15 protein-coding genes and 3 pseudogenes are annotated in these 16,623 nt (G+C 68.2%); 6 read left to right on the top strand and 12 right to left on the bottom strand.

The window, feature by feature from the left end:
• Positions 1 to 57: 57 nt before the first annotated feature.
• Complete coding sequence (locus tag ACGFNP_RS47365; RefSeq protein WP_393329629.1) at positions 58 to 303, bottom strand: alpha/beta hydrolase fold domain-containing protein; 246 nt, start codon at positions 301 to 303, stop codon at positions 58 to 60.
• Positions 304 to 543: 240 nt separating this feature from the next.
• Here ACGFNP_RS47365 and ACGFNP_RS47360 point away from each other — a divergent pair.
• From ACGFNP_RS47360 to ACGFNP_RS47350, 3 genes and pseudogenes are all read left to right on the top strand, one after another.
• Positions 544 to 600: pseudogene (locus ACGFNP_RS47360) on the top strand (hypothetical protein); the annotation flags it as partial.
• Between the two features lie 61 nt (positions 601 to 661).
• A pseudogene (locus tag ACGFNP_RS47355) lies at positions 662 to 805 on the top strand (Tn3 family transposase); the annotation flags it as partial.
• Between the two features lie 410 nt (positions 806 to 1,215).
• On the top strand, positions 1,216 to 1,563 hold the full coding sequence (locus ACGFNP_RS47350) for a recombinase family protein (protein WP_393329628.1): 348 nt from the start codon (positions 1,216 to 1,218) through the stop codon (positions 1,561 to 1,563).
• Between the two features lie 83 nt (positions 1,564 to 1,646).
• Here ACGFNP_RS47350 and ACGFNP_RS47345 read toward each other — a convergent pair whose 3' ends face one another.
• The 8 genes and pseudogenes from ACGFNP_RS47345 to ACGFNP_RS47310 all read right to left on the bottom strand — a co-directional run bounded on the left by ACGFNP_RS47345 (position 1,647) and on the right by ACGFNP_RS47310 (position 9,882).
• Positions 1,647 to 2,249 carry a hypothetical protein gene (locus tag ACGFNP_RS47345; RefSeq protein ID WP_393329626.1) on the bottom strand — a complete coding sequence of 201 codons (603 nt, stop codon included), beginning with the start codon at positions 2,247 to 2,249 and terminating at the stop codon, positions 1,647 to 1,649.
• Positions 2,239 to 2,988: a MerR family DNA-binding transcriptional regulator gene (locus ACGFNP_RS47340; RefSeq protein WP_393329624.1), complete on the bottom strand. Its 750-nt coding sequence runs from the start codon at positions 2,986 to 2,988 to the stop codon at positions 2,239 to 2,241. The genes ACGFNP_RS47345 and ACGFNP_RS47340 overlap by 11 nt, the downstream gene beginning before the upstream one ends.
• Complete coding sequence (locus tag ACGFNP_RS47335; protein ID WP_393329622.1) at positions 2,975 to 3,220, bottom strand: hypothetical protein; 246 nt, start codon at positions 3,218 to 3,220, stop codon at positions 2,975 to 2,977. The genes ACGFNP_RS47340 and ACGFNP_RS47335 overlap by 14 nt, the downstream gene beginning before the upstream one ends.
• Positions 3,221 to 3,891: 671 nt before the next feature.
• Positions 3,892 to 4,023, bottom strand: a pseudogene (locus ACGFNP_RS47330) (IS701 family transposase); the annotation flags it as partial.
• A gap of 361 nt (positions 4,024 to 4,384) precedes the next feature.
• The gene (locus tag ACGFNP_RS47325; RefSeq protein ID WP_393329620.1) at positions 4,385 to 7,288 is read right to left on the bottom strand and encodes a BTAD domain-containing putative transcriptional regulator; all 2,904 of its coding nucleotides are present in this window, start codon (positions 7,286 to 7,288) and stop codon (positions 4,385 to 4,387) included.
• Between the two features lie 647 nt (positions 7,289 to 7,935).
• A complete protein-coding gene (locus tag ACGFNP_RS47320) occupies positions 7,936 to 9,048 on the bottom strand; it encodes a Tn3 family transposase (protein WP_393330127.1) in 1,113 nt (370 codons plus the stop codon).
• Positions 8,951 to 9,460 (bottom strand): Tn3 family transposase, encoded by a 510-nt coding sequence (locus tag ACGFNP_RS47315; protein WP_393329618.1) that lies wholly within the window; start codon positions 9,458 to 9,460, stop codon positions 8,951 to 8,953. Before ACGFNP_RS47315 ends, ACGFNP_RS47320 begins: the two co-directional genes overlap by 98 nt.
• Positions 9,433 to 9,882 (bottom strand): DUF4158 domain-containing protein, encoded by a 450-nt coding sequence (locus tag ACGFNP_RS47310; protein WP_393329616.1) that lies wholly within the window; start codon positions 9,880 to 9,882, stop codon positions 9,433 to 9,435. Before ACGFNP_RS47310 ends, ACGFNP_RS47315 begins: the two co-directional genes overlap by 28 nt.
• Before the next feature lie 1,064 nt (positions 9,883 to 10,946).
• On the opposite strand from ACGFNP_RS47310, the gene ACGFNP_RS47305 reads away from it, so the two are divergent.
• Positions 10,947 to 11,645 carry a hypothetical protein gene (locus ACGFNP_RS47305; protein WP_393329614.1) on the top strand — a complete coding sequence of 233 codons (699 nt, stop codon included), beginning with the start codon at positions 10,947 to 10,949 and terminating at the stop codon, positions 11,643 to 11,645.
• Positions 11,646 to 11,705: 60 nt separating this feature from the next.
• On the top strand, positions 11,706 to 12,101 hold the full coding sequence (locus tag ACGFNP_RS47300; RefSeq protein WP_393329612.1) for a VOC family protein: 396 nt from the start codon (positions 11,706 to 11,708) through the stop codon (positions 12,099 to 12,101).
• A gap of 333 nt (positions 12,102 to 12,434) precedes the next feature.
• On the opposite strand, the gene ACGFNP_RS47295 is transcribed toward ACGFNP_RS47300, so the two are convergent.
• From ACGFNP_RS47295 to ACGFNP_RS47285, 3 genes are all read right to left on the bottom strand, one after another.
• Positions 12,435 to 13,394 (bottom strand): LysR family transcriptional regulator, encoded by a 960-nt coding sequence (locus tag ACGFNP_RS47295; protein ID WP_358327204.1) that lies wholly within the window; start codon positions 13,392 to 13,394, stop codon positions 12,435 to 12,437.
• Positions 13,391 to 14,086 (bottom strand): hypothetical protein, encoded by a 696-nt coding sequence (locus tag ACGFNP_RS47290; RefSeq protein ID WP_358327202.1) that lies wholly within the window; start codon positions 14,084 to 14,086, stop codon positions 13,391 to 13,393. Before ACGFNP_RS47290 ends, ACGFNP_RS47295 begins: the two co-directional genes overlap by 4 nt.
• A 734-nt stretch (positions 14,087 to 14,820) precedes the next feature.
• Positions 14,821 to 15,465 carry a TetR/AcrR family transcriptional regulator gene (locus ACGFNP_RS47285; protein WP_393329608.1) on the bottom strand — a complete coding sequence of 215 codons (645 nt, stop codon included), beginning with the start codon at positions 15,463 to 15,465 and terminating at the stop codon, positions 14,821 to 14,823.
• A 92-nt stretch (positions 15,466 to 15,557) separates the two neighbouring features.
• Between ACGFNP_RS47285 and ACGFNP_RS47280 the strand changes: the two genes are divergently transcribed.
• Entirely contained in the window at positions 15,558 to 16,523 is a 966-nt protein-coding gene (locus ACGFNP_RS47280; RefSeq protein WP_393329607.1) for a ketopantoate reductase family protein, read from the top strand.
• Positions 16,524 to 16,623 lie beyond the last annotated feature (100 nt).

Here is a 16,623-nt window from a genome sequence, read left to right as displayed (position 1 = left end):
CAGGACTGAGTGCTGATCGACGGGCTGGACAGGGTGAGATCGGTGATCGGGAGACCGCTACCGCGCGGCGCCGGGAAGGGGATGGGCGGCCTGTTTGAGCAGCACCAGCGCCGACAGCAGCAGCGTGGCGCCAGAGGATTCCCCCGCCAGGATGATCCGCGAGGCGGCTATCCCCTGGTTGAGCAGGCTGCGATAGGCGGTAACCACGTCGTCGACCGCCGCGGGGTAGGGGTGGGCGGGGGCGAGCCGGTAGTCGACCGCGAGGACGGGGCGGCAGGTGGCCTGGGAGAACCGGTAGGCCATGAGGTGCTCCAGCCGGGGATTGCTGCGTGAGGATTGCTGCGTGAGAAGCCGCCTCCGTGCGCGCAGAGCATCACGCCGGTCTCGGCCGCCGGCCGGTTGGCGAGGTCGGGGGAGGCGGTGATCCAGTTGCCGGGGACGCCGCCTGTGTGCGGCAGTACAGGGGTGAGGTCGGCGGCGGGGTCGAGGAGGTACGGGCGGGTTGGGCGCGCCTTCCGCGAACTGGGCCGCGTGATCCGCATCATGGTGCTGTTGCGCTACATCTCCGACGCCACGCTGCGGGAGAACATCACCCGGGCCACCAACATGGTCGAGTCCTACAACAACTTCTTCAAGTGGATCGGGGTTCGGCAACAACGGGTTGATCGCCGAGAACGAACCGGAGGAGCAGGAGAAGGCGATCAAGTTCAACACCCTGGTCTCCGACCTGGTCATGTACCAGACCACGCTGGACCTGTCGCTGGTGCTCAACCAGTTGCGCGGCGAGGGCGAGGCGGTGCATCGCGCCGACGTGGCCATCATGTCTCCCTATCAGGAAGACCACGTGCGCCGCTTCGGCGACTACATCTACGACCTGGACGCTCCGCTCTCGAGGAGGAGGCGGCGGCGTGAAACGGCCCTTGACCTCGCCGTAGCCGCGCATCTCGGCGGCGTCCAGCGCCCGCGCCTTGGCCGCCAGTTCGCCCTCGGAGATGGTCCGCTTGAAGCGCGGGGAGGCAGTCTTGTCGATCGACGCCATCGGGGCACAGTCTTTCCCAGCAACCCCGATCACCACAGAATGGGTCACACTGTAGCCAACCGAACACAATGCGCGAGGCGGAACGCGCAATCTAGAGCCGGCACTCCTCCGCGCCCCGAGAGGCGACTCCCGAGATTACGCGCCAACCGTCGCGGGAAGTCGGCGCCAGGTATGGAGTGCGCAACCAGGACCCGCGGCAGGCATGCCCTGATGTTCTCAAGATCGACTCATGGCCGGTTTTACCCCTATCTCGGCTGGACCCGACCTTCGCCGAATTCGAAGTCGACCTCCTGCGCATGCGCACCCGCGAGGGCATGGCCGTGGCCCGGGCCAAGGGCAAGCTCAAAGGCAAAAAACCCAAACTGACTCCCCGTCAGCAAGACGAACTCGGCCGGATGCACGCCAGCGGGGAGTACACCATCGCCGACCTCGCCGAACTCTTCTCCGTCTCACGCCCCACCGTCTACCGGGTGCTCGAACGCCACCAGAGCGCACCGGCGCCTTCGCCCTCTGTGGGGCAGTAACGTACTGCCCTTCGTTGGCCAGACGGAAGAAGCTCAGTGAGCGGGGCGGGGCAGTACAGCAAGGGCTGTCCGGGCTATATCGGTCAGTGTCTCCTCGCTCGCTCCGGCCTTGCCCAGCGCTTCAATGCCGCGCAGTACGGCGAGCACCAGCGCAGCCAGCTTTCCCGGATACGGGCGGCCGCGTGGCGACGAGGTCGCAGTCCGCCGAGCACCGCTACGAGCGCCTCGGCATGCAACCGCAGCAACGCCGTACCCCGCTCGGGCCGCCGGCTCGGCCACGCCTGCGGCAGCGAACGGTCCAAATGGCCGGCAAACTGTTCCGCCGCCGACGCGACGACCTCCTCCGGCGACCGCTCATCCGCCGCCGCGGGCAGCTCGATCACACAGCCGGCCGGTTCAAGACACCCAGCGGGCAGGTTCAACCACCACGGACCCACCACCCGTGCCAGCAACAACACCCGCACCCGGCGCCCGGCCGGCCGGTCCGCCGCGGACAGCAGCGCCGCCAACCCCTTCGAGGTACGCACCTCAGCCTGATCCACCACCAGCAGCAACCGGTCCGGCTCCCCGTCCAGCCCGAGCCGGTGCGCAACGACCGTTTCGGCACCGACCGTTTCGGCACCGACCGCAACCTGGTGTACCGCCCACCCGGACCGCTCCAAGCGCGCGCCGAATTCACCGGCCAACCGGGGACTTGCCGAACCCGGCCGGCGCCACCACCAACCGGACCACCGCGGTGTCCGCGTCGTCGCACCACCGCTCCAGCTCCCGCAGCTCCCGGCTCCGGCCGAAGAACTGGACCACCGCCGTCTCCGGCCGCAGCAGCCCCGCCACCGCCAATCGAGGCGCGTCCCGGTCGCCGCCGAACCGGGCTCTCCAAGCCCGCCACCACCGCACGAACACTCCGGCAATGTACAGACGATCACAACCTCCGGTCTGTACCAGGCGACGTGCCGCCTCCGAACGGTGCGGTTCGGTCAGGAGACCGCGGCGTTCGTAGTACCGCAACGTCTGGATGTTGACGCCGGCCTGTTCGGCGACCTCGCCGGTGCGCAACCCGGCCTGCTCCGGCGCGCTCATCGGGCCGCCTGCGGGGTGGTCCGGTTGCCGTCGAACGGTAAGGCCGGCTTGCGCCCAGTCGGTCTTGCCACCCTCGTAGACGCGGACGTCGGGGTAGCCGAGCCGGGGCGAACTCGGCGGCAGCCACCTTGGACCTGGCGCACGACGGCCCGGAGCAGTACGTGACGACGGTCCCGGCCGGGTCCGGAGCCAGTCGGGCCGCCAGATCAGCGGTGGGCTCACCGGGTTGTTCACCGTGCCGGGGAGGTGTTCGGCGGCGTAGCGCGGCTCGGGCAGTGCGTCGGCTAGGGTGACGGCGCCGATGTCCAGCAGCCGTCGCAGGTCGTCCTGGCTAATGCGGTACACCGCTGGCCCCCACGTCGGCGGGTGTGTCGGGCAGACCGACGACCGCGGCGAGCGTGCCGGCGGCGTCGGCGAGCATGCGGATCTCCAGCCGCAGGCCGGTGCGATCGACGATGAGGGTGTAGTTGCCGAAGGAGCAACACCGGTACTCCGCCGCGGCCAGCCGGCCCAGGCTGCCGGCGAGGTCGATGTCGAACGGGAACCGCGGCGCCACCCCGTCGGCCGTATCGGGCATCTGGTCGCTGGGCTTGGACGCGGCCGAGGACCTGCTGCCACACGCCGATGCGGTCGTGGATGTCGCAGGTTCAGCGGTTGTACCAGCGCATAACGCGAAGACAACCAATTCCCAACACCGCCGTGACACGCTCCAATCGATGGCAGATACCGTCAGACAGAAAGGATGTAGATCATGAAGCGCACAGCACCATCGATGAAACGAGCCGCGGCAGTGACTGCGCTTGCGACGGCTATTGTCGGGGGAATCGTCGGAATCTCGAGTCCCGCGCAGGCAGCAGTTCCCTCTTGCGTCGGTGCACGAAGCACTGGATACCCTTACTCGGTATACGTCGACAACGCCTGCTCGACCACTCAGAGGGTCAAGGTGGACTGGGGCTGGCTGGCTCCCGACAGTTCCTGTAGGACGCTCGATCCGCATACCACTAAAACCATCTCGGCCGACCCCATTTGGCGGGCGACGTCCCAGTTCGAGGGCCTCCTTTCCTGCTGACTTTCGCTCTGTCCAGCGAGCGGGCGGTAAGCGAATCAACGCGACGTCGGCGTTCGGATATTCGAAACGACTACGTCGCGCGAACCAATAGCCGCTCCCATCCTGATTTGCGAGTCGACCGCCATTCTTTGTCTGTGATGGCGGTCGACTTCGTTTACCAGCCGCAATCCTGAACAACACCCGACGAAATGGTCAATACCGAGACCGGTATTCAGTTCGCGGTAGTCGTGCTCGACCCGCCAGCAGATCTTCGCCAGCCGGACCACGGTCTTGAGCGAGGTGAGGGTGTCCAGGTTGGACAACCAGAGGTCCCACGCGTACGAGTACGCGACGGGGTTGTTGGCGACCGTGCCGGTGGGGCGGTCGTCGAGCTACCGGCCGGCAGCGAGCCGAGCGCGATGGACCCGGCCTGGGTGACGTAGATGTGACGGACCTGGTCCCAGGGCGTGTATCACTCCGTCCGTTCCGACCACCTGGGCGGCTGGCGCGCCGGCCGCTGTCAAGTCCTGGTCGGTGAAGTGTCCTTTGCCGGCGTGCGCTGCAGCGGCGGTCGCCGTCACCTGGCCGGCCGTTACCAGCCCGATGGCGAGGAGTCTCCGCCCGATGTGGACTCGGCGCGGTGCGTGGAGCAAGGTCGCGGTCCGCTTCCAAGCCGCTCCACCATTGCCATCATCACCGAGTGGCTCTGACCGGCTTATGAACACGCCTTGGCTGTCCGGCCGGGGACGTCGCCCTGCCCGTGGGGCCGAGTTTGGCGCGAAGCGATTCGACGTCCGGCAGCTTCTTGTAACCGTCGGATGCGCCGAGACCGGAGGATTGGTGATCGAGTGTTTCGATGATGTCCAGCGCCTGCTGCCAGGCGTCGCGGGCCAGCTCGGGTTCGCCGGCCGCGTCGTGGGAATCGCCGAGGTGGGCCAGTGCGACGGCCCCGTCGTGTCGGTTGCCGACCTGCTGGCACAGGTCCACGACCTCCCGGTAGTAGTCCTGCGCGAGCTGGTATTGAGCGAGGTGATGGTGGGCGCCGGCGATGGTGTCGAGGATGGACGCCTGGCATTGCCAGTCCCGAGTGTGTCGTGGGATTGCCAAAGCCCGCTGGCTGTAGACGAGCGCCTGCTCATATTCTCCGGCCTGGACATGTATCCAGCCGAGGGCGTTGAGGGCGATCGCCTCACCTCGTTGGTCACCCGCGTGCCGAAAGCCTTCAAGCGCTTGCCGTGCACTCTCCAGCGCGTCTTGTCTTCGACCTTGAGACGTGAACACGATGTCCAGGTTGTGATGACAGTACGCTTCATGAACCGGGTCACCGAGCCTGCGGTAGAGTGCAAGGGCGCGCCGGAGGTGGTGTTCGGCCAGTTGATGGTGACGGAACAGCGTCTCGGCGTAGGCGAGCGCGCGGTGCGCCATGGCCTGTGCCGCGGGGTCGGCTGCCCGTTCGGCCGCATCGAGCGCGAGCTGCTGGACCTGGCGCAGATCGTGCCAATGTCCTTGCAGGGCCAGGAAGTCCTGTAGAAGACTGGCGAGTTGCCAGCAGTGGGTGAAGAACGCGTTGTCCCTGGCCTGCGCGATCGCGGCGACCAGGGACGCGCGCTCGGTGACGAGCCACGTCAGCGCGGGCTCAGATCCGGTGAACTCCTCCGCGTGGTCTCCCGGTTGGGCCGCCGCCCAGGCTTCGAGACTGGGAACGGTGTGTTGCAGTGCGACGGTGGCCGCGTGCGTGGTGTGCAGGTAGTGGTCAAGCAGGCGCTGCAGCGCGGCCCGCCGGCCCCGTTCGCTGTCGATCTGACCGGCCAACTCGGCGGCGTAGGCGCGCAGCAGGTCGTGGAAGGCGAACCGGCCGGGGGCCAGTTCGATCAGCAAGTGCATCCGGGCGAGCTGAGTGATCAGCGGTCGGACGTGCGTCGACGAACGGCCGGTGAGGTTGGCGACGGCCGCGATCGCGATTTCGGGGCCGGAATGGAGACCGGCCAGGCGGAACAGTCGTGCGGCGTCCTCGCCCAGGATCTGGTAGGACCACGAGAATACCGTGCGCACGTCTGTGGCCGCGTCGTCGCCGGCGAACAGGTCCAGGCGTTCCCGCGTGTGGGTCAACTCATCGGCGACGGCGGTCAGGGACAGGTTCGGATTGGTCGCCAGGCGAGCTGCCACGATGGACAGAGCCAACGGCAACCCGGCGCAGCTTTCGATGAGCTGCTCGGTGGCGGACGGGTCGCTCGTCAGCCGGTCCACGCCGAGGCGGAGGGACAGCAGGTCGTGCGCCTCCACGACGGAGAGCAGGTTGAGGGTCATCGGACGGGCGCCCTCGGCGGTGACCAGGCCGACGAGTTTGTTGCGGCTGGTCACCACCACCAGGCAACCAGGGGCCCCGGGCAGCAGCGGACGGACCTGTTCGGCGTCGCGCGCGTTGTCGAGCACTACCAGCACCCGCCGCTCGGCCAGCAGCGTGCGGTACAGGTTGACCTGAGCCTCCAAGCCATCTGGGACCTGTTCCGCCGGCACCCCGAGCCCGGCCAGGAAACCCTGCAGCACCGCCGACGGGCTTTTCGGCGCGGCGGCCGGGTCGAACCCGTGGAGGTTGGCATAGAGCTGGCCGTCCGGGAACCGGTCCTGAACCCGATGGGCCCAGTGCACCGCCAGCGCGGTCTTGCCGATGCCGCCGGCGCCGCCGATGGCGGCGATCGGCATGGCACCGTCGCTGGTCGGGATCAGCGCGTCGAGCTCCGCGAGCGACGCCGCGCGGCCGGCCAGTCGGGCAACCGGGGCCGGAAGCTGCCGCGGGATCAACGCGCGGGCCGGCTCCGGTCGGCTCGGAACGGGGGCGCCGATCTCGGCCGCCGCCTGCAGTGTCGAGTCGTCCCGGAGGATCGACAGGTGCAGCTGCCGTAGCTGCGGGCTCGGTTCCAGACCGAGCTCGTCGGCGAGGACGACGCGGGTTGCCTCGAAGGCCGCGGCTGCCTCAGCGCTCCGGCCGCCCGCGGCCAAGGCGCGCATCAGCTGTCCGGGGAAGGTCTCGCGCAAGGGGTGTTGACTGATCAGCCCACGGAGCTCCGCAACGATTCCGTCGTGCCGCCCGAGCGCGAGTTCGACCTCGAAGCGCTGCTCCAGCGTTTGGAGCCGCAGCTCCTCCATGCTGGCGGCATCGGCGGCGAGCACCGGTGCGGACTGAAGACCGGCCAGCGCGGGCCCGCGCCACAGATCTAGCGCCGCGTGGAACAGCTCGCCGGCCCGGACCGGCTCCTCTGCCGACACCGCGCGCCGCCCCTCGGTGACGAGCGCTCGGAACCGATCGACGTCGAACTCGTCGGGCGCCAACCGCAGGACGTAGCCTTCCGTGCGTCGATCGATCCGGGCGGTGCCCACCGCTCGCCGCAGATGGTGCACATAGACCCGGAGACTCGCCTCCGCCTGCCGTGGGGGAGTCGGTCCCCACAGCGAGTCGACGAGCACCTCGGGGGACACCGGACGATTGGCACGGCACGCCAGCACCGCCATGAGGACCCGCGGTTTCCGGCCGGGAAGCTCGACCGCAGCGCCGTCATCCGCGATGATCTCCAGCGGTCCGAGCAGGCCGACCTTCATCGAACCACTCCTTTCGGTCACCGTTAACGCAAAATTGTCCGGACCGATCGCCAAGCAGGATGACGGACGTTTCTGGCAAATCTCTGGCAAAGGCGTGGGATCCGGCACCAACGCAGCCCGCTTCCGCTCTTGGTTTCGGGGGGTGACGTCAGCTTCCGGGTGTTTAGGCAGTCCTGGGCGCGGGCCTCGCGGCGGGGCCGCCACCACGCCCACCAGGGGCGGCGGGGGCGGATGGCGGGCCCGCCTTCCCTCATGGGCGGGTGGCGCCACCTCGAGCACCCTGGCTCCGCGCATTCCTGCCACGGGTCGCCGTGGCGGCGGGAGATCATCCAGTGGCATTCCTGGCCGGGGTGGGGGTGGGTGGCGGGGTAGTCGTCGGCCAGGACCTGGTCGCCGTCCGCGAGTGTGGGCAGCATGCTGGGCCCGTCGATGCGTACCGGGACGAGATTGCGACGGGCCCACCACAGCGCCAGGAGTCCGGCCGTCACTTGACGAGCAGGGTCTGGGCGACCGGGAACAGGACGCGGTCCTCGCCCTGGCCTGCACCGGAGGAATCGAGCCGAACACCGAACCCAACGCCGAATGGCGCTACTTCGAGGGGCAACACCGTGTGGCGGCCCAACTCGACCAGGGGGTGCGGCAGACCCTCATGCAACGGTGGGAGCCGTTCGACCCCGCCACCGGCCTGCCGATCCAGTAGTAGCGATCCGGCAGTACACGGCGGGACCGACAGGGCTGAGCGGTGCCGCCATGTCGGCCCCGTGCGTCACGGGGCGCTGGATCCGCCCGAACGGAACGCCGTCCAGCTCCAGGTGGCGACTCATGTCGAGCTCGAAGCGGCCATACAGGTTCAGATGGGACCAGAACAGAGCCGTCAGCCCGCGCCGGTCGGCCGGGCTCAGCCGTTTTCGCCATGCCGGATCGCGCAGAACGATCTGGATCAGGTGCGTGTTGAGGTAGGTGATGGCCGCGGCGATGAGGTGCAGCGCCAGTGCGGAGACCTCGACATTCTCGCGGTCGTCGCCGGTCAGGTCGCCGGCCTTGCCGTAGAACAGGTCCTTGCTGGCGGAATTGAAGTTCTCCACCACGTTCAGGCCCTCGTTGATCTCCCTCCTGAGTTCCTCATCCGCCAGATACTCACAGATGAAGATCGTCCTGATCACGCGGCCGAGCTCCTCGATCGCCTGGTAGGTGGGGTGCTTGGGGCCGCCGCGGGTGAAGCGCCGCAGCATCTGGTGGGACTCGGCGGTGCGCAGCCGCAGCGCGGTCGCGTACTTGATCATCTGATCGTAGTGGCGGGCGATCACATCCCAGTCGATGGTCTTGTTCGACAGCACCGCCTCCAGGCGCGGCCACGCCTCATCCTCGCCGGTTCCCGGCCGGTACAGCCGCGCAGAGCCGATGTTCTTCAGCCGTGGCAGCAGCTTGAAGCCCAGCAGTTCGGAGAAGGCGAACCCGACGATCGAGGCGCCGTGGGTATCTGTGTACTGGCGATCGATCTCCGCGTCGGTCAGGTGCCGTAGCAGGCCCTCGATCATCGAGGCCACCTCGGAGGCGGTCGTGCTGGTCACCTGGCTGTAGATGCACACCGAGCGCCGTTCGACGTGCCAGTAGACCATGATCCCTGGCCCGTGGTAGCGCTCATGCCACTCGGTCATGAAATTAGCCGACCACGACCCGAACTTTCGCGAATCGGACGCGCACGAGGTGCCCTCGCCCCACAGCACCGTGTCGCGCGCCTTCAGGGTGGCGTTGACGATGAGGCGGATCGCCTCGCGCAGGTTGTCGCGGTTGATGAACAACCGGCGGGTGCGCCGCCTCGTTGTCGATCTGCCCGGGCGGTAGCGCGGCCGCGGCCACGCCGTCGGCCACCCGCTTGATCCCGACGTTCGTCCCCAGCCCGTACAGGCAGAGCAACAGCCGTCTCTGCAGCACCGCCGGGTCGATGACGATCCGCGAGGCCACCGAGGTGAAAGCGTCGGTGTAGTCGGTGACGTGGGCCACGTCCTTGAGCACGTCCAGCAGGTCGATCACGCCCCACCGGCGGGAGATCTCCGCCTTCAACGCCTTCAGGCCTGTCGGCTCCTCCTGCTTGCCCAGCGGCGGGACGCTGATCCACGGCTCGCTCTTCTTCCGAGTGATCTTTACGCCGCCGGTGGTGCCTTTGCGCATCGCCTTGTCCAGCCGGTCGAGGGCGGCGGTGTGGCGGCGCTGTAGGTCGGCGACTCCCGCGAGGTCTCCACCGGGCAGATCTTGTCGGCCAGCCAGAACGTCAACTTGTCCCCATCGGCGACCGTCGGCTCGCGAAAGCCATGGAACCGGCGGATCTGCGCCCGGTGATACTCGATCGTGCTGCCCGACCAGCGATACTCGGCGAACAGCGCCGCATCGACCTTCACCTGCCCCGCCACGTAGTCCACCGCGGCCTTCGGCACGTCCTCCCGGCGCGGAAAGCGGCCCTCCAGCTCGAAGAACTTCAGCATCAGTGCGAATCCGAGACGGGTGGCACCGCTCTTGTTCGCCAGTAACTCGGCCTCGGCCGCATCCAGTGTCCGGCACTCGATGAGGTCCTCCAGTTCCCACTCTCTCCGCATCGGCAGGGATCCTTTCTCCCCCGATCGCTTTAGATGCGCAAAGCACCCTGCTCCGCACCGATGTCGCTACGGTCCGGTACCGCCCATCTGTGACCGCTACGTAGCGCTTCCGAGATATTACAAAATGTTACTTTGGGGCTGGTCGCGCGGACCCGAGTGAGGGGCCTACTACACCGCGGGGTTGTGCCAGCGTTGCCACAAGTACGCCCCCGCCCTGCCTGAGGACTGCCCGTATTGCCTGGCCTGGGGTCTGTTCAAGACCAACGGCGGAGTGTGCCCCGCGTGCCGAGATTGGAGATCCCGCAACCCTGGAGAGGATCTCTGCCCTGGCTGCGGTCGGCTTCAGTCGCTGAACAAGACCGGCCTGTGCCGCCTGTGCTGGCGCCGTGCCCGCGCTCCGGCCCGTCAGGACGACTTCCCAGACCAGCCGGAAGCCCAGCTCCACGGCCACCAGTTGTTCATCAGCGACCTGGAGCAACACCTCGCGCTGGCCACCCCCGCCGATTGTCGGCCGCCACCACGCCGCAAACCCATCCGAACCCGGCCTCGCGCGCGGCCGAGACCGCGGCCCTTCAGCTTGGCCACTCACCGCCAGACGACCCTGTTCGACATTGCGCGGGACCTGACCCGGCTTCGCCGATTCCCCGACCCGCCGCTGCCCGAGCTCTCGCTCGCTCTGGAGGCCCTCGCGTTCGAGCATGCCGACGCGTACGGCTGGGCCGTCAACACGATCTCGGCGGTCCGCCGCGGCCTGCGTCTGCTCCTGGCCCTGCAGGACACGCCCGGTGCCCCGATCAAGGCCAGCGACGTCCACCTGCTGCGGCAGATCGGGCTTCCCGTCGGACCCACCCTGGAGCTTCTCCGCAACGCCCAAGCGCTTGAGGACAACCACCGGCCCGCCATCGTCTTGTGGTTCGAGGACCGCGTCCAAGGCCTCCCGGCCGCCACGCGCCAGGAGCTCTCCGTGTGGTTCACGATCATGAGGCAGGGCAGCACCCAGCCTCCCCGCTTCGTCCCGCGGGCCGAACCGGACGACCCGCAACAACCTCACCTATGCCCTGCCCGTGCTGCACGAGTCGGCCCGCGCCCACGAGTCCCTCCGAGAGATCACCCGCGACGACGTCCAGCGAGCGCTGGCGCAGAACCCGGCCCGCCGGATCGACGTCCTCCAAGGTCTGCGGGCGATCTTCCGCGTGCTCAAGGCTCGCAAGCTGGTCTTCGCCGACCCCACCGCCCGGATCTTCTCCGGGAGCCCGCCCCGGACCATCCCGACGCCCCAGCGGCCTGCGGACCTGCGCGAAGCCCTGAACTCGACCAACCTCACCCGAGCCGCGATGGCCAGCCTGCTCATCTTCCACGGGCTGCGCCCGCAGCAGATCCGCCAGATACGCCTCACCGACCTGCGTGACGGCCGACTCCACCTCGACCAGCGCGTGATCCCTCTCGCGCCGCAAGTCAGCACCCGCCTCACGGCCTACCTCAACTACCGCGGCGAACGATGGCCGAACAGTGCCAACCCGCACGTCTTCATCAACGTGTCCACCGCACCCAAGACCGCAGAAGCCCACTACAAATGGGTCAACAAGACCCTTGGGATCACCGCGCAGCAGCTCCGCGAGGACCGGATCCTCGACGAAGCACACGCCAGCGCCGGTGATGTACGCCGCATCTGCGACCTCTTCGGGCTCACCGTCGGCGGCGCCCTGCGCTACATCGATGCCTTCGAGCACCCAGACCTGAGCGGACCGGGCGCCGGTGCCTGAGAGGGTGCCTTCGATCCCGAGTGCAAGATCGTGATCTGGCCGAGCTACGCTCGGTTGATCATGACTGACCTGCTCGGAATCAACCATCTGACACTGTCCACGACCGAACTCGACCAGCTCGTGGCGTACTACACGGAGTTGCTCGGAGCAACGCTTGCGTACGAGCGCGCTGCAACCTCTGCTGATCCTCGGATCGCAGTCCTCGATGTCGGCGGGGCCGACCATCTGATGATCGTCGAAACCGCTACCGTCCCCTCCCTCGATCTTGATCCCCTGAACCGGGCGGGTTGGGGACTGCGCGTGGGCACATACGAACAACTGTGTGAGCTTCGCGAACGGATTCTGGATGCCGGGCGGCCGGTCGGACAGATCGAGACACTGCCAACGCAATGGACGATGACGGCCCGCGATCCCGATGGACGCCCTGTGGATATCCGGGCCCATCGCCCTCGATGACATTCCCCGTGCAAACAAGGTCTTTCCGGCGATGTTGCCTTCCCCGGGCCAGATCACGATCTTGCGCTCGGGATCGAAGGCACCCTCTGAACCTGCGGCCCTGGGCTCCGCCCACCGGCCGAATATCCTTGGGTTCCGGCCAGCTGCCCCGTCGGTAATCCTGAACTCGCGGAAGACGGTCATCGGGCAGGCGTGGGCCTCCACGCGGAGGTAGTCGTCGTCGCGCACCCCGAGGTGATCATCTATGAAACGGACGGCGCATGCCACGATGTTCGGCCCGCTATCACCACTGGACGCGGCACGCGCTCGTGGCGGCGAACGGGAGCCTCCGCCTCATACGACGGAATCCTGGACCGGGCCCGCGAATTCCCTGCCGGGACCCGTCCCTTCAGCGCGGCTGGGTTGGGGTGTGAGGGTAATGGCCAATTCGGCGAAGGCGGTGGCCGTTGGGAGCGGGTTGGCGGGCAAGGCGAGAAGGATGGTGCGCTCAGCAGCCGGGTCCAGCGGGATCGCGTGCACGCCCGGGCGATGGGCGGGCAGCGACAGTTCAGGGACGATGCTCACCCCGAGCCCTTCGGCGACCATGGCGAGAATGCTGTTGGTGTCGCGCACCCGGTAGTGGCACTTCAGGCTCGCCCCCGCCGCCCGCGCGAGTGCCGTGATCAGAGGCTCACAGCCGCCCGTGGACATGATGAACGGCTGCCGGGACAGTTCGACCATCGGTACCGAGTCGCGGACGCCCAGTTCGTGACCGCTGGACAGGACAGCCAGCATGCGGTCGGTGGCGAGTGGTCGCGCCATCAACCCTGCAGGGAGCGCGGCCGTGGTGGCCCGTGCGCCCGCCACTCCGGCTGACACAGTGGCGATATCCGCCGCTCCCGTTTCGAGCCACTCCAGCACCTCGTCGTCCGAGCCTTCCATCACCGTGAGCCGCACCTGTGGATGCGCATCCTCGAACCGGCGCAGGATCGGCGGCAGCAGCCGGACGTTGGCGCTGGGGATGACACCGATGCGTAGGCTGCCACGCTCATGCTTCCGGGCTGCGGCCACCTCCTGCTCCAGCGCTTCCACCTGGGTGAGGATGAGTGTGGCGCGGCGGCACACGGCACGCCCAGCCGCCGTCAGGCTCACCCCGTGGTTGCCCCGCACCAGCAGCGCGACCCCGAGTTCGCTCTCCAGGGCGCGCAGCGCGTGGCTGACGGCAGACTGCGTGGTGGCCAGTTCTTCGGCGGCCCGGGTCATGTTGCCGGTGCGTGCGACCGCCTGCAGGATCCTCAGTTGGGTGAAGGTCATAGCGCCGCGCGCAGCAGGCCGACGACCAGCGGGTGCGGGGCCTCAGGACGCGAGCGGGTTTGCGGCACGAACAGTGTGGCCACGTAGTAAGGGTGGCCGGGAATCTCCAACACCCGGGCCTCGCCGTCACCGTCCACTCCTGTGACTGAGAAGCCACCGTCGTGCAGGGTCTCCTGTCGGCTGGGGTCGAGACCGAAGTTGCAGTAATACTCCTCTTCGACCTCGGTCCGTCCGTACAGTGCGGCCACGCGGGTTCCGGGGACCAAGGTGACAGGCATGGTCTTGCCGGCCAGCGAGCAGGCCAGTTCCGACACGAAGAGGGTTGAGGCGTATGGGTCGTACTCTGCGTGCTGGGCGTCCTCGTAGCCGAGCACGTGGCGGGCGTACTCGATGACCATATGCTGGCAGCCGCCGCATGTCCCAAGGGTGGGCACGCTGTGCTCGCGGCCGTGCCGAAGCGCGGCGAGGGCGCCGCGCAGGCTGCGGTACGGACTGCCGGGCGCGCACCACAACACGTCGGCGGCCTTGACCTCGGCCAGGTCAGATTCGAGCGGTTTGGTGGCCAGCCAGCGGACGTCCACCTCGATGCCGAGGTGCGCGGCGGCGTGCCGCAGCGCGTCGTCGGTAGCCACGTGCGGAGGAAAAGCCAGGTCGCGGTCGCCAATGACCGCGACGCGCAGAGATCGGTCCATGGCCCCACTATGCGACGTTCCGGCCTGAGCACCAATACCAGACCATGCGTGCGCCATGAGCAATCGCTCATATCCAGGCGGGAAGCCTCGCGGGTTTCGGAACCTCCGTCCCGCACTCACCCAACCGGCCAGCGCACCCAAACCCGCCAGACCCGGCCTCGGACGCCCACCCGGCATCCCTACCCGCCGACCCGCGCCCCGCTACGACGTGGGCAAGACCGTCAAACGCGGCCGCACCCTCGCAGCACTACAACAATCCGGAGGATAAAGAACAAGCTTCGGCATTGGGGGAGAAGGGGGAGCTGGCGGGCGATGGGGAGTGGGCTGGTCGCTGGCGGCCGATGGGAGTGGTGCTCGCCGTGTCGGTGCGGGCGCGGGGGGTTCAGGCTGTGCAGGCTCGCCGAACACGGCCGTCACTGCTGGCCTCCGAGGGTGGCCAGAGCGCCGATGGGAGGTCGCAGGGGAGCAGGTGCGGCAGCGAGACCGGCAACTCCCGTAGCGGCAGCCGGTCCGCCGGTTATCTAGGGTTGGAGGACCCTTCCAGCAGGAGAGGACCTGGCCGACCTGGCCACCGACTACAGCGTCGGACGCTCCACCATCCACCGCATCATCCACGAGCCAGAAACCCCCACGTAGAACGCAGGATCATCGTCCCCCAAGCGATCACACACCGGCGTTGGGCGTCACTCTTCGCTCAAAATCATTCTCATCGCCAACGGCTGTTCCTGGGTTCCTCAACTCGATGCCGTGCCGCTGTTTGCACTTCGTGCACCTCTCCTTCCGGAAGGCGTACGGATGGCCGCCTGGGCTGAGTGCGAGCTGCGCAGCCCGTCCAGCACGAGGGTGATGACACCGTCGGCCTCGGCCCGCCAACCGGGGCGGTCATGGGCCGCGCCGATGCCGTGCAGCGCCATCATCACGGCACCGGCACCCACGTCGTCGCGAACGGCGCCGTCCCGCACGGCGGCGGCCACCAGGTCGGTGACAGCCTGCTCCAGCGCCCGGCTGCCCTCGGCGAGGGCACCCGAGCGATCGGCCATGAGCGTGGCCAACGTCCGGGCCATGCCCTCGTGGGCGTCTATGTGGTCGACCATGCCGTGTAGGAAGGTCGCCAAAGCCTCCGCCGCGGGCAGCGTGGCCTGTAGCTGGCGGGCGCGGTCGCACAGCGCGGCGACTTCCCCGTGGTAGACCGCCTCGGCCAGCGCCTCCCGGGTGGGGAAGTGGCGGTACAGCGTGCCGGTGCCCACCCCGGCCAGCTGGGCGAAGTCATCGAAGCGCAGGTCGAAGAAGTCCCCGGCGTCGAAGACCTCTCGTGCCTTGGCGATCAGGACATCGCGGTTGCGTTGGGCGTCGGCCCGCAGCGGCTTGTCGGCGGTCATGCGCTACCTCGCGTTGACAAATGGAGATGATCTCCATATCTTGAAAGAAGTGGAGATTGCCTCCAAATCGATCGTACCCCACGAGGTGCAGCGTGAAGATCCTCATGTTCGGCCGAGGCGTGATCGCCACCATCTACGGCTGGGCCCTGGAACAGGCGGGGCATGACGTCGAGTTCTACGTCCGGCCCGGCCGCGCGGCGACGTACGGGGACGCGGTGGACCTCGACCTGTTCGATACGCGGCGCCGGCTGTGGGGGCAGCGCGTCGCCGAGGAGTGGTCGGTGCGCTACCGCGAGGCGCTGGAGCCGGACCACGACTTCGACCTGATCGTGCTCAGCGTGCCGCACCACCGCCTCGCGGAGGCGACGGCCTTCCTGTCCTCGCGTGTCGGCCAGGCCACGGTGCTGGTCTTCGGCAACATCTGGACCGAGCCGCCGGCCGCGATCGGCGCACTACCGCTCGACCAGATCGCCTGGGGCTTTCCCCAGGCCGGTGGCGGTTTCGGCGCGGACGGCGTGCTCCACGGGGCGCTGCTGCCGTCGGTCATCTTCGGCACACTCGGCCAGCCCCCGACCGACCGGGAACGGGCCGTGCGCCAGGCGTTTCGCGAGGCCGGGCTCCGGATTAAGGAGCAGCCTGACTTCCGCGGCTGGCTGTGGGTCCATTTCGTGTCGGATGCCGGCCTGTTCTCGCAGGGCCTGCGGCTGGGTTCCCTGTCCAAACTGGCCGGGGCAACGGGCGACCTGCGCGAGGGGCTGCTGGCCGGCCGCGAGCTGCTGCCGCTCCTCCAGGCGCGCGGCCTCGACCTGCGACGGCACCGGGGCGGTGTGCTGCTGTTCCGGGCGCCCACCTGGCTGACGGCACCCGTGCTCGCCTGGCTGACTGCTCATGTCGCGCCCGCGCGCGTGAGCCTCACGGCGCACTCCGACCCCGACGCCGAGGAGCCGCGCGAGGTCTGCCGGGACACCCTGGCCGAAGCACGACGGTTGGGCATCTCGGTACCGCGACTGGAAGCGGCGGAACCGAACTTCGCCCGCGAGGGGACAGGTCGAGTCTGAATTTACCGATGTCGTCGGTCCCGGTGGTTCATTGCGGCTCCTTGGTCCACCGCATCCCAGAGCCAAACCCGGTCGCACCGGTCGGCCAACTGCCGTTCAC

It is taken from the genome of Nonomuraea sp. NPDC049269 (genome assembly GCF_043197155.1).
Classification (GTDB): domain Bacteria; phylum Actinomycetota; class Actinomycetes; order Streptosporangiales; family Streptosporangiaceae; genus Nonomuraea.
The sequence above is the reverse complement of the archived record's forward strand: the minus strand, read 5'-3'. Positions and strand labels throughout refer to the sequence as shown.